This window comes from Saccharopolyspora rosea (assembly GCF_025643595.1).
Classification (GTDB): domain Bacteria; phylum Actinomycetota; class Actinomycetes; order Mycobacteriales; family Pseudonocardiaceae; genus Saccharopolyspora; species Saccharopolyspora rosea.
The window spans coordinates 4858309-4871148 of record NZ_CP102826.1 but is presented as its reverse complement, the minus strand read 5'-3'; the positions used below and the strand labels follow the sequence as shown (position 1 = coordinate 4871148).

Annotated in this window: 12 protein-coding genes; 11 read left to right on the top strand and 1 reads right to left on the bottom strand. The window is 72.6% G+C overall.

Translation table 11 applies throughout. The features are described 5' to 3' along the window. Positions 1-95: 95 nt before the first annotated feature. On the bottom strand, positions 96-1142 hold the full coding sequence (locus tag NV263_RS22615) for a hypothetical protein (protein WP_263248622.1): 1047 nt from the start codon (positions 1140-1142) through the stop codon (positions 96-98). Between the two features lie 423 nt (positions 1143-1565). Between NV263_RS22615 and aspS the strand changes: the two genes are divergently transcribed. From aspS to NV263_RS22560, 11 genes are all read left to right on the top strand, one after another. Next, positions 1566-3386 carry an aspartate--tRNA ligase gene (gene aspS, locus NV263_RS22610; RefSeq protein WP_263248621.1) on the top strand — a complete coding sequence of 607 codons (1821 nt, stop codon included), beginning with the start codon at positions 1566-1568 and terminating at the stop codon, positions 3384-3386. Between the two features lie 11 nt (positions 3387-3397). Next, the gene (locus tag NV263_RS22605) at positions 3398-4339 is read left to right on the top strand and encodes a DUF389 domain-containing protein (protein WP_263248620.1); all 942 of its coding nucleotides are present in this window, start codon (positions 3398-3400) and stop codon (positions 4337-4339) included. A 219-nt stretch (positions 4340-4558) separates the two neighbouring features. Next, entirely contained in the window at positions 4559-5776 is a 1218-nt protein-coding gene (locus NV263_RS22600) for a hypothetical protein (RefSeq protein WP_263248619.1), read from the top strand. Then, entirely contained in the window at positions 5773-6543 is a 771-nt protein-coding gene (locus tag NV263_RS22595; RefSeq protein ID WP_263248618.1) for a GNAT family N-acetyltransferase, read from the top strand. The genes NV263_RS22600 and NV263_RS22595 overlap by 4 nt, the downstream gene beginning before the upstream one ends. A gap of 313 nt (positions 6544-6856) precedes the next feature. Then, positions 6857-7219 (top strand): hypothetical protein, encoded by a 363-nt coding sequence (locus NV263_RS22590; protein WP_263248617.1) that lies wholly within the window; start codon positions 6857-6859, stop codon positions 7217-7219. Between the two features lie 55 nt (positions 7220-7274). Further along, positions 7275-7868, top strand: a complete 594-nt coding sequence (locus NV263_RS22585; protein ID WP_263248616.1) for a carbonic anhydrase — start codon at positions 7275-7277, stop codon at positions 7866-7868. A gap of 89 nt (positions 7869-7957) precedes the next feature. After that, positions 7958-9463: a SulP family inorganic anion transporter gene (locus NV263_RS22580; protein ID WP_263248615.1), complete on the top strand. Its 1506-nt coding sequence runs from the start codon at positions 7958-7960 to the stop codon at positions 9461-9463. Between the two features lie 103 nt (positions 9464-9566). Further along, positions 9567-10901, top strand: a complete 1335-nt coding sequence (locus NV263_RS22575) for a replication-associated recombination protein A (RefSeq protein WP_263254312.1) — start codon at positions 9567-9569, stop codon at positions 10899-10901. Between the two features lie 68 nt (positions 10902-10969). Next, entirely contained in the window at positions 10970-11947 is a 978-nt protein-coding gene (locus NV263_RS22570) for a 2-hydroxyacid dehydrogenase (protein WP_380758531.1), read from the top strand. 135 nt (positions 11948-12082) lie between these two features. Continuing rightward, positions 12083-12490 (top strand): DUF948 domain-containing protein, encoded by a 408-nt coding sequence (locus tag NV263_RS22565; RefSeq protein ID WP_263248614.1) that lies wholly within the window; start codon positions 12083-12085, stop codon positions 12488-12490. Next, a complete protein-coding gene (locus NV263_RS22560) occupies positions 12487-12780 on the top strand; it encodes a hypothetical protein (protein ID WP_263248613.1) in 294 nt (97 codons plus the stop codon). Before NV263_RS22565 ends, NV263_RS22560 begins: the two co-directional genes overlap by 4 nt. Positions 12781-12840: the final 60 nt, after the last annotated feature.

The window sequence follows — 12840 nt, the reverse complement described above, 5'->3', positions numbered from 1 at the left end:
AATGTGAACCATCAGCGACTGTTCGCCCGCTGTTCCGGCCGGGGTGGTATCGAACAGGGTCGTCACGCTGTGTAGCGATCTGCTGTTCGAACGGGTTAACGTGCGGTGATGCGAGCCGGTGCGCTGTGCTCGCCGAGGTCCTCCTCGGGATCCCAGCGCACGCCGAACACTCCCATGCCGAAGTCCAGTGCCACGGCGTGCGTGCGCCCGAAGCGGTCGACCGTGAGCGGTTTGGGAGGTTCGGTCTCGTTGCAGGCCGAGTCGCCGACGTAGCTCATGCAGCGCGCCGGCGGGTGCGCCGGGTCGAACTGCAGCTCCAGCACGTACTGCCGCACTGGCAGCCGGAACAGGCGGCAGAAGGTGTGGTCGCCCTCGTCCGCGCCCGTCGGCGGGTCGATGATCTCGTACTCCAGCAGCAGCGTCTCGCCGCGGGCCAGCGGGCGGTCGAACAGCAGCTCCGCCACGACCAGGTCGCGGGCGTGGTCGGTGAGCACCTGCCCCAGGCGGCACGAGCGGATCGGCCGGATGATCGGCGGCGTCTCGTTCGACGAGGCCCCGTCGAACATGATCACCCACCGGTCCACGTCGTTGGCCTCGGCGCGCACCAGCTTGCGGGTCCGGATCTTGCGCAGCTCGCCGCGCTGGTCGACGTGCACCACGTCGTGGTGGCTCAACCGGGTCAGCTTGCTGTCGTGGCTGGTGTCGATCTTGGTGAGCAGTTCCGCCGCCGACTCGTTCTCCGACCACAGCGCGCTCAGCGGTGGGGTGTCCGCCGGGGCCTGCCGGGTGCGCCCGCGCGGGCGCGGCGGTCCGAGCAGCGCCGACAGCGACCCGGCCGGGACGCCGAGGACCTGCTCCAGCTGTTGCAGCGCCAGCAGCGAGTCCGGGCGCTCGGGGCGGCGCCGACCGGACTGCCAGTAGCTGAGGGCGGTGATGCTCACCGGGGTGCCGCGAGCGCGCAGGCGGTGCTGGATGCGTTCCAGGCTCAACCGGCTGGCCCGGATCGCCGCGCGCAGCGCTGCCTCGAACGGTCCGGTGCGCAGCAGTTCGGAGAGCTCGGCCGACAGCGCGTTCTCCCGTTGCGCCGGGGCGCGGACGGTCGTGCGGGTGGTCGGGCGGTCCGCGGTCTTCGGGCCGGTCATCGTTACTCCTCGTGTCCGCCGAGTTCGAACTTAACCTAATCAGTGGATCTACCGTCTGCAACGACCGAATTCCAGATCCCTTCTCATACTTAAGGCGGATCTGCGCCGAACTTAAGCTGGCGATGAACCGTTGCTCGAACTCGTCGGCAACGCCCACCTGTTCGTTGAACGTGATACGAAACAGCTGAATTGTGGAACGCCGGTCGGCGAATTGGTATCGACCATTTGGTGTCCGGTCGTTGGGACCGCCGCACCCGTCGGCCGCCGCCGGGCGAGCCTGGTGGACGCCGCCCGCCGCTCGTTGGCTAGCCTTGTTGTCCTGCGTCCGAGCTGCTGTGCCCACACCGGCGGGCGCGTCGCGTCGAGGACGCCCGCAACATCGCCAAGTGCCGCAGTCCACGTCGAAGAGGAGCCTGAGAACCCGTGATGCGCACGCACGAGGCCGGATCGCTCCGCGCCGGTCATGCCGGGCAGACCGTCACCCTCACGGGCTGGGTGGCGCGCCGTCGCGATCACGGTGGCGTGATCTTCATCGATCTGCGCGACGCCTCGGGCGTCTCCCAGGTCGTGTTCCGCGAGGGCGAGATGGCCGAGCGCGCGCACCGGCTGCGCGCCGAGTTCTGCGTCCGGGTCACCGGTGAGGTCGTGCGGCGCCCGGAGGGCAACGAGAACCCCGAGATCGCCACCGGCGAGATCGAGGTCACCGCCACCGACCTGGAGGTGCTGTCCGAGGCCGCGCCGCTGCCGTTCCCGCTGGACGAGCACCTGGAGGTCGGCGAGGAGATCCGCCTCAAGCACCGCTACCTGGACCTGCGGCGCGCCGAGCCCGCGCGGATCATGCGGATGCGCAGCGAGATCAACCGGATCGCGCGCGAGGTTTTGCACGGGCGCGACTTCGTCGAGGTCGAGACGCCGACCATGACGCGCTCGACGCCGGAGGGCGCCCGCGACTTCCTCATCCCCGCCCGCCTCCAGCCGGGCAACTGGTACGCGCTGCCGCAGTCCCCGCAGCTGTTCAAGCAGCTGCTCATGGTCGGCGGCCTGGAGCGCTACTTCCAGATCGCGCGCTGCTACCGCGACGAGGACTTCCGCGCCGACCGCCAGCCCGAGTTCACCCAGCTCGACATCGAGATGAGCTTCGTCGAGCAGGACGACGTGATCGAGCTCGGCGAGCAGATCCTGGCGTCGCTGTGGAGCGGGCTGGCCGGGTACGAGATCCCGCGGCCGGTGCCGCGGATGACCTACGCCGACGCGATGGCCAAGTACGGCACGGACAAGCCCGACCTGCGCTTCGGTCTCGAACTGACCGAGATGACCGAGTACTTCGCCGACACCCCGTTCCGGGTGTTCCAGGCGCCGTACGTCGGCGCGGTCGTCATGCCCGGTGGTGCCGACCAGCCCCGCCGCCAGCTCGACGCCTGGCAGGACTGGGCCAAGCAGCGCGGTGCCAAGGGCCTGGCCTACGTGCTCGTCGGCGAGGACGGGACGCTGTCCGGCCCGGTCGCCAAGAACCTGTCGGAGGCCGAGCGCGAGGGCCTGGCCAAGGCCGTCGGCGCCAACCCGGGCGACTGCGTGTTCTTCGCCGCCGGCGAGCGGTCCTCGGCCCGCGCGCTGCTCGGTGCCGCGCGGCTGGAGATCGGGGAGCACTGCGGCCTGATCGACCACGACGCGTGGTCGTTCGTCTGGGTCGTGGACGCGCCGATGTTCGAGCCGGTCAGCGAGACCGAGGACGTCGCGGTCGGCACCGGCCGGTGGACCGCGGTGCACCACCCGTTCACCGCGCCGAACGCGGAGTGGGCCGACACCTTCGACCAGGACCCGGAGAGCGCGCTGGCCTGCGCCTACGACATCGTCTGCAACGGCAACGAGATCGGCGGCGGGTCGATCCGCGTGCACCGCTCGGACGTCCAGCGGCGGGTGTTCAACGTGCTGGGCATCTCCGACGAGCAGGCGCAGGAGAAGTTCGGCTTCCTGCTGGAGGCGTTCAAGTACGGCCCGCCGCCGCACGGCGGCATCGCCTTCGGCTGGGACCGGATCTGCATGCTGCTGGCCGGTGCCGCCTCGCTGCGCGACGTGATCGCGTTCCCCAAGAGCGGCGGCGGCTACGACCCGCTGACCGGTGCGCCCGCGCCGATCACCGCCGAGCAGCGCAAGGAGGCCGGGGTGGACGCCAAGCCCGCGGCCACCAAGGCCACCGAGGGCATCTCGCTCCAGCCGCAGACCGTGGTCGAGAAGCAGGGCTGACCCGCGCCCTCGTGCTGCAGCTGCGGGTCCTCTGCCCTCCCGAGCGCACCGACCACGTGCTCCGCGCCGTGCGCGCCGATCCCGGCGTGGCGCACGTGGTCGTCTCGCGCGGTGCCGCGCTGGAACCCGAAGGTGACGTCGTCGAGGCGTACCTGACGCGGGCGTCCGCCGACGCGGTGCTCGACGCGATCGACGCGACCGACCTCGCGCGGGCCGGCGCGGTGGTGCTCACCGATGCGGGCACGACGCTGTCGGCGGCCGGGGAGCGCGCCGAGGCGGCGGTGCCCGGGGAGCCCGACGACGCCGTGGTGTGGGACGAGCTGGTCGCCCGCACCGGCGAGGAGTCCCGGCTCGGTGGCACGTTCCTGGCGTTCCTGTCGATCGCCTGCGTGCTCGCCGCGATCGGCGTGGTGACCGACTCGCCGATCACGATCGTGGGCGCGATGGTCGTCGGCCCCGAGTTCGGCCCGCTGGCGGCGCTGGCGGTCGGCCTGGTGGCGCGCCGCTGGTTGCTGGTGCGGCGGGCGCTGGCCGCGCTCGCGGTGGGATTCCCGGTGGCCATGGCCGTGACCGGGGTGGCCGCGTTCGCGGCCGAGTGGACCGGTCTGCTCGAACTGCGGGCGCTGCCCGCGCAGAGCCAGGTGTCGTTCATCTACCACGTCGGCTGGTCCTCGCTGATCGTCGCGCTGCTCGCGGGCGCGGCGGGCATGCTGTCGCTGACCTCGGCGAAGTCGGCCGTGCTGGTGGGCGTGTTCATCTCCGTGACGACCGTGCCCGCCGCCGGGTACGCGGTGGTGGCGGCGACGCTGGGGGACTGGTGGCAGTGCCTGGGGTCGACCGCGCAGCTCGCGGTGAACCTGCTGGGCATCGTGACGGCGGCGGCCGCGGTCCTGGTGGTGCGCCGCCGCCGTTCCGGGTCGCGCGATCGAGTTCCCACCCGCGAACTGTTGTGACGTTCGGCGATCGGGCGTGGTCGGGTTTTCGCCGCGATGCAACGCGAGCGTCGCCGAGTTCCGTCACGCTCTGGGGGATGGGTACATCCCATGTGGGACGAGCATGACCGTCGGCTCCGCACGGCGGACACGCAGCGGTTACGGGTGCTAACCAGTTGTGTGTCACTTGACCGGTCATGCCCGTTCGGGTTCACGTTGTGGGGGTAGTGTCTGGAGACGATGAGCGTGGAGATCACCACCGGCCCCCCGGAGGTTCGCGTCCCGGCGAGCTCCGAGGTGACCGACACCGTCGGTACCGCGGAAGCCGTGCTCAGCAAGCGGACGGGAGCTCCGGTTCGGCTAGCCGATGCCGAGGACCTCGGTGGCAGCGACCGTTCGGTCGTGATGCGGGTGAGGGTCGCCGAGTCGCCGTTCGAGCTGCCGCGCACCCTCGTGGTCAAGCACTACGGCGCCTGCCCGGAGCAGGCCCGTTCCGACCCGTTCGCGCACGAGGCCGCGAGCTGCCAGCTCACCACCGCGCTCCCGCCGGAGGCCCGGGTGGGACCGGAGCTGATCGCGCACGACGCGGGCGAGCGGGTGCTGGTCCTCGAAGATCTGGGCCGCGGTTCCACGCTGGCCGACGTGCTGTTCGCCGACGACCCCCGGGTCGCCGAGCGCGCCCTGCTGGCGTGGGCCCGGGCGCTCGGTCGGCTGCACTGCACCACCGCCGGGTGCGAGGCCGACTTCGACGCGCTGATGCGCCGGCTCGGCGCGAAGTCCTGGACGGACCCGGTGGCCGACGACATCGTGCGGGCCATCGACGAACTGCCCGGCCTGCTGGAGCAGACGCTGTCGACCAGCACGCCGCGCCCGGTCCTGGACCGGCTCACCGAGGCGGCCGAGCTGCTCGACTCCAGCCGCTACCGGGCTTTCAGCCCGTCGGACATCTGCCCGGACAACAGCCTGGTCACCGGCACCGGCGTGCGGTTCCTGGACTTCGAGTGGGGTTGCGTGCGCGACGTCGCGCTCGACGCCGCGTACCTGCAGTACCCGTTCCCGTCGTCGTGGTGCTCCTACGCGCTGCCGGACAACCTCGCCGAGAGCATGTTGGCGACCTGGCGGTCGGAGGTCGCCGAGGTGTGGCCGGAGCTGGACGACGACGAGGTGCTGCTGCCCCGGCTGTTCCACGCCCAGCTGCTGTGGGTGTGGGTGTCCACCTGGTGGTTCCTGCCGCGCACGGGCGAGACGGACCGGCCGATCGACCTGCACATGCCCTCGCCGCGGCGCAGCACGGCGCTGGTGGACCGGTGGCGGCACCTGCGCGACGACGCCGAGGCCGCCGGGATGTCCGACCTCGCCGACTACGCCTCGCAGCTGGTCGACGCGCTGGTGGACCGGTTCGGCGCCGGGGCGCTGCACCTGATGCGCTACCCGGCGTTCCGCACCGACGAGCGGTGACGGCCCGCCGCTGCGCGGTGCCCGGCGAGACCGGTCCCGTGCGGGAGATCGAGCGCGCCGCCGCGGCGACCTGGCCCGCCACGGCGGTCGAGCACGTGGACGGGTGGTTGCTGCGGCACTGCGACCTGCTGCACCGCAGGCGCTCGAACTCCGCGCTGCCGCCCGCCGTCGTCGACCACCCGCAGCGGGCGGTCGAGCGGGTCGAGGAGTTCTACGCCGCCCGCGGGGCGCGGACGATCATCCAGGTCAGCCCGCTGGAGTGGCACGGCGAGCTGGACCGGTTCCTGGGCGCCCGGGGCTACCGCGCGGTGGCCCCGACCGCGCTGATGCGCGCCGAGGTCGCGGACGTGCCGCCGCCCGCGGGGCGGTTCGAGGTCCGGCTCGACGAGCGGCCGGACGAGCGGTGGCTGGCGGCGTGCGCGGCGGTCGGTGGACGGCCGGAGCCGAGCCTGGACCGGATCCCGCAGCCGGTGCGCTTCGCGACCGCCACGAGCGGTGGGGCGCCGGTCGGCGTGGGCGTGTTCGCGGTGACCGGCCGGTGGTGCGCGGTCTACGGGATGGCGACGCACCCGGACTGGCGCCGCCGGGGCGTGGCGAGGGCAGTGCTGGGCCACGGCGTGCGGTGGGCGAGCCGGTGCGACGGCGCGGTGCGGGTCGACGCGGCGCTGTTGCAGGTCGAGGCGGGCAACGCGGGCGCGCGGCGGTTGTACGAGCGGGCCGGTTTCGTCGAGTCGCACCGGTACCACTACCGGGTGCTGGACCGATGACCGCGTTTCGTGTTTGTAAAACCTCCGGTCATTTCCGCGCCCCGATCGGGTAACGCTCATCACAGCGCTGCCACGATGCGTGAGGAATTCCGTTCACGGACCGCGACCGCGGGCCGAAGTGGCGTCGAACTCCCAGGTCAATTCCCGGTCGTCGATTAACGCGGCTTCATTTTCCACCTGGTGATCAGCCGTCGAGCGGCTTGCGCGGATGCCGTCTTCGTCCGATACCGTTGTGTTCAGCGTTTCGTCACCTTTTCCCGTTACCGTCGGCGCCGCCGGGGCGGGGTCGGCTGTTTCGTTTCCGGAGGCATCGGTGCGCGTGAAGGCGTGGCAGACACTGCGAGCGGGGTTCTTCCTGCTCTTCGCGGTGCTGCTCGTCGTGCTCGGGCCGGTGCAGGACGGTGCCGCGGGCACGCTGCGCGCCGCGCCCGCCGAGACCAAGTCCGATCACCTCGAACACCGCGACGGCGAGACGCTGCGCGAACGCCTGAACGGCATCGCCGGGCAGCGCCGCACCGAGGACGACCGGCGCGGCTCGCCGCTGCCCGCCGGGATGCAGCCCGCCGCCGAATCCGCGCCGCGACCGCCGGGCGGGCAGGTGTCGTCCCGGGGCCGCAAGCCCCCCGATGATCGCGCCCACCGCTCGCCCGCCGCGCTGCAGGTGTTCCGGCACTGATCAGGTCCGTCGACGCATCCGAGCCAACACCGGTTCTTCGCGAGTGAGGCGGACCATGAGCTACGAAGATTTCGTCGAGCACGCCCGGCGTCATCCCGGGGTGCTTTCCGAGCGGCAGCGCGCGGAACTGGCCGCGGGCCAGAAACCGGACGCGCTGTTCATCGGCTGTTCGGATTCCCGAGTGATCCCGAGCCAGATCACCGGCGCCGAACCCGGCAGGCTGTTCGAACTGCGGACCGCGGGCAACGTCGTGCCCGAATACGCACCGGACTCGGCCTCCGCGGAAATGGCCACCATCGAATACGCGGTGCTCCAGCTGGGGGTTCCCGACATCATCGTCTGCGGGCATTCGCACTGCGGCGCGGTGACCGCGTTGACGGTCGCCGGTCGCGGGCTGGAAGGACTGCCCGCGCTGTGCTGCTGGCTGGGCACCGACGGCGCCACCGCCGCCGAGGTGCGCGACCCCGCGGTGCGCGCCGAGAGCAAGCGCCACGTGCGCGACCAGCTGCGGACGCTGCACGAGTACCCGTTCGTCCGCGACCGCGTGGCGGCCGGTGAGCTGCGGCTGCACGGCTGGTTCTACGAGATCGACACCGGGCGGGTCCACGTGTGCCCGCAGGCGGCCGAGGACGACTTCCTGCCGCTGTAACGACTTCCCCGCCATCCACTGGTCGGCCGACGCCCGCGCCCGCGAGGGGTGCGGGCGCGCCACCTGCTACCCGAAACCTGGAGTGCGCAGTGACTACTCGACTCGAATCCCCCCGCGCCCGCAGCGGGGTCCCGCGCTGGCCGAAGGCGACGTTCGGCGCCGACCTGGGCGCCTCGCTGGTGGTCTTCCTGGTGGCCGTGCCGCTGTGCGTGGGCGTGGCCGTGGCCTCCGGCGTGCCCGCCGAACTCGGCATCGTCACCGGCATCGTCGGCGGTCTCGTCGTCGGCCTGCTGCCCGGCAGCACCATGCAGGTCAGCGGCCCGGCGGCCGGGCTGACCGTGCTGGTGGCCGGAGCGGTCCACCAGCACGGGCTGGCCACCCTCGGCGTCATCGTGCTCGGTGCCGGCGTGCTGCAGATCGCGCTCGGGCTGGGCCGGTTGGGCACCTGGTTCCGGGCGATCTCGCCGTCGGTGGTGCAGGGCATGCTCGCCGGGATCGGCCTGGTGCTGATCCTCGGCCAGATCTACCCGGTCGGCGGGCTCGACCAGCCCGCGCGCACCGCCGAGAAGTTCAGCGGCATCCCCGGGCTCGTGGTGGCCGCCGCGACCACCGCCGAAGGGCTCAGCGGGCTCGGCCTGGCGGTGCTGACGCTGGTGATCATGGCGCTGTGGAAGAAGACGCCCGGCAGGCTGGGCATGGTGCCCGGCGCGCTCGTCGCCGTGGTGGCCGCCAGCGCCGCGGCCGCGGTGTTCGGGCTGCCCGTCGCCAAGGTCGAGGTGGGCTCGTTGCTGTCGGCGCTGAACCCGCCGACCGCCGACGCCTGGGGCGGGCTGTTCACGCTGCCCGTGCTGGGCTCGGTGGTGACCTTCGCGCTGATCGCCTCGGCGGAGAGCCTGTTCAGCGCCGCCGCCGTCGACCGGATGCACGACGCGCCCAAGACCCGGTACAACAAGGAACTCGTCGCGCAGGGCGTGGGCAACGCGGTGTGCGGCTTCCTCGGGGCGCTGCCGATGACCGCGGTCATCGTGCGCAGCTCCGCCAACGTGCAGGCGGGGGCCAGGACCAAGCTCTCCCGCGTCCTGCACGGGTTCTGGCTGCTGCTGTTCGTCGTCGCGCTGCCCGGCGTGCTGGCGTTCATCCCGACCGCCGTGCTGGCGGCGCTGCTCATCCAGGCGGGGTGGAAGCTGCTGGAGTTGCGGCAGGTCGTCGCCCTGGCCCGCGAACACCGCTCGGAGGCGTTCGTGGTGGTGTTCACCGCCGTGCTGATCGTGGCCACCGACCTGCTCATCGGCACGCTGGCCGGGCTGGCGCTGGCGATCGGCAAGACGGCGTTCGAGATGTCGCGGCTGTCGGTGCGCTCCGAGCACGGCGCCGACCAGGTGCGCGTGCAGCTCGGTGGCAACGCCACGTTCCTGCGGTTGCCCCGACTGCTCGACCACCTCGAACAGCTGCCCGCGGGCAAGCACGTGCACGTCGACATGACCACGGTGCGCCACCTCGACCGGGCCTGCCGCCAGGCGGTGGAGCACTGGGCGGCGCAGCGGCGCCGCGTCGACGGCTCCGTCGAGCTGGCGATGCCCGCGCCCGCGGGGTGACGGTCCGGCCGGGCGGGCTCTGACGTGGTGCTGAGGCCGTTCGGACGCGTCGGGGGCGCCGGGTAGCGTCGTCGGTGTGAGTGACGGGCTGTTCGACGAGGGGCTGTTCGGGGCCGACGCGGACGAGCGGGCGGGCGAGCGGCTGGCCGAGAACGCGCCGCTGGCGGTGCGGATGCGGCCCCGCTCGCTCGACGAGGTCGTCGGGCAGCAGCACCTGCTGGGATCGGGGGCGCCGCTGCGGCGGCTGGTCGAGGGCGCCGCCCCGGCCTCGGTGCTGCTCTACGGTCCGCCCGGCACCGGCAAGACGACGCTGGCCAACCTGGTCTCGCAGGCCACCGGCCGCCGGTTCGTGGCGCTGTCCGCGCTCTCGTCCGGCGTCAAGGAGGTGCGCGCGGTCATCGAGGAGGCGCGGCGGCGCCTCGGCAGGCACGGCGAGTCCACCGTGCTGTTCATCGACGAGGTGCACCGGTTCTCCAAGACTCAGCAGGACGCGCTGCTCGGGGCGGTGGAGGACCGCACCGTGCTGCTGGTGGCGGCGACCACCGAGAACCCGTTCTTCTCGGTGGTCGCGCCGCTGCTGTCGCGGTCGCTGGTGCTCCAGCTGCGCAGCCTCGGCGACGACGACGTGCGCGAGCTGCTGCACCGCGCGGTCACCTCCGAACGCGGTCTGGGTGGTGCGCTGGAGCTGGCCGCCGACGCCGAAGCGCACCTCGTGGCGCTCGCCGGGGGCGACGCGCGGCGGGCGCTGACCGCCCTGGAGGCGGCGGCCGAGTCGGCCGGTTCCACCGGGGCGACGACCATCGACCTGGCCACCGTGGAGTCCACCGTGGACCGCGCGGCGGTGCTCTACGACCGGGGTGGCGACCAGCACTACGACGTCGTCAGCGCGTTCATCAAGTCCATCCGCGGGTCCGATGTGGACGCCGCGCTGCACTACCTGGCCCGGATGGTCGAGGCGGGCGAGGACCCGCGCTTCATCGCGCGGCGGCTGGTCGTGCACGCCAGCGAGGACGTCGGCATGGCCGACCCGACCGCGTTGCAGTCCGCCGTGGCCGCCGCGCACGCGGTGCAGTTCATCGGCATGCCCGAGGGCCGGCTGGCGCTGGCGCAGGCCACCATCCACCTGGCCACCGCCCCGAAGTCCAACGCGGTGATCGCCGCCATCGACGCCGCGCTCGCCGACGTCCGGGCGGGCAAGGGCGGCCCGGTGCCGCCGCACCTGCGGGACGGGCACTACGCCGGAGCGAGCAAGCTGGGCAACGCCCAGGGCTACCGGTACCCGCACGACAAGCCGGAAGGCGTGCTCGCCCAGCAGTACCCGCCGAGCGAGCTGGTCGGCCGCGACTACTACGAACCGACCGGGCGCGGCGCCGAGCGGCCCCTCGGCGAGCGGGTGCCCAAGCTGCGCGGCATCATCCGCGGCGGATCGGACCGCTGAGCACGTCGGCGGTCCGGAGCGCGAACGGCGCGCGCGGAACCGCGCCGGACCCTGCGGAGGAGGTTGGTGTGCCCACGGTGGAACGGCCGCGGATCGTGGTGACGCGGACGGTGCCCGAACCCGCGCTGGAACTGCTGCGCAAGGCCGGTGACGTGCACGTCTGCGAGCAGGACCGGCCGCTGGAAACCGCCGAACTGCACGAGGCGGTCCGCGGCGCGCACGGCGTCCTCGCGTTGCTGCACGACCGCGTCGACGACGAGTTCGTCACCGCCGCCGGACCGCAGCTGCGCGTGGTGGCCAACGTCGCGGTCGGCTACGACAACATCGACGTGCCCGCCGTCACCGCCCGCGGCGTCACCGTCACCAACACGCCCGGCGTGCTGGTCGACGCGACCGCCGACCTGACCCTCGGGCTGCTGCTCATGGTCACCCGCCGCCTCGGCGAGGGAGAACGGCTGCTGCGCGCCCGGCAGCCGTGGACGTTCCACCTCGGCTTCATGCTCGGCACCGGACTGCAGGGCAAGACGCTGGGCATCGTCGGGTTCGGGCAGATCGGCCGCGCGGTGGCCCGCCGCGCCCGCGCGTTCGGCATGGAGATCGCCTACACCGGGCGCCGCCGCGCCGACCCCGACGTCGAGGCGGAGCTCGGCGCGCGGTTCCTGCCGCGCGAGGAACTGCTGCGCACCGCCGACGTCGTCTCGCTGCACTGCCCGCTCACCGAGCAGACCCGGCACCTCATCGACGAGCGGGCGCTCGACGCGATGAAACCCACGGCCGTGCTGGTCAACACCAGCCGCGGCCCGGTCGTCGACGAGGCGGCGCTGGCGCGCGCGCTTCGCCAGGGGCGCATCGCAGCGGCCGCGCTGGACGTCTTCGAGCGCGAACCCGAGGTCGAACCCGGGTTGCTGGAGCTGGACAACGCGGTCGTCGTCCCGCACCTGGGCTCGGCGACGACCGAGACGCGCACCGCCATGGCCGAGCTCGCCGCGCGCAACGTGGTGGCGGTGCTCGGCGGCGACGACGCCCTCACACCAGTGCGTTCATGATCATCCGGCAGGCCCCGGACGTGCGGTGAAGCCGGGGGCAGCGGCGGCGGACCGGCGCGGTAACCTGACGCTCGATCACCACACCGGACGCCGTTGTCGCGCCGGTGGAAGACCGAGAGGGAAACGGGAGGGCACGTGACGCCCACGCAGATCGCCGCGCTGATCGCCGCCGGCGCGTTCGTGCTGCTGGTCGTGCTGATGGCGATCCCGCTGGTCAAGCTCGGCCGCACGCTTGACGAGGCGACCATCGCGATCCGCAAGGCGCACGAGAACTCCGAGCCGCTGTTCACCGGCGCGAACTCGACGATCAACCACGTCAACACGCAGCTGGAGCGGGTCGACGGGATCACCGCCAACGCCAAGACCGTCAGCGGCAACGTCTCGGCGTTGTCCTCGCTGTTCACGGCTACACTGGGTGGCCCGTTGGTGAAGACGGCGGCCTTCTCCTACGGGGTCAGCAAGGCGCTGCGGGCCCGCCGGTCCCGGAAGCAGGAGCCCGCTGGCCGGCACGTCCGCCGCAAGGGCAAAGGGGGCCGCAAGTGAGGCGCCTGTTCTGGTTCGGCGCCGGGATCGCCGCCGGTGTCGCGTTGACCCGCAAGATCAACGAGACCACCCGCAAGGCCACGCCCGCCGGGATGGCCGAGCAGCTGGGCGGGGCGATGCGGGAGCTCGCCGGAGCGGTCGGATCCTTCGGCGCCGACGTGCGCGCCGGGATGACCGAGCGGGAGCAGGAACTCGAACAGGTCGTGCGCGCCGACGACGACACCGTGCGGTTCCGGCGGATCGAGGCCGCCGACGGCGACGCCCGGCGAGCGCGCCGGGCGGGACGCTGACGCCGCGTCGGCCTCCCGCCGCCACCGGCAGCCGTGACCGTTCCATGATCCCCAAGGACT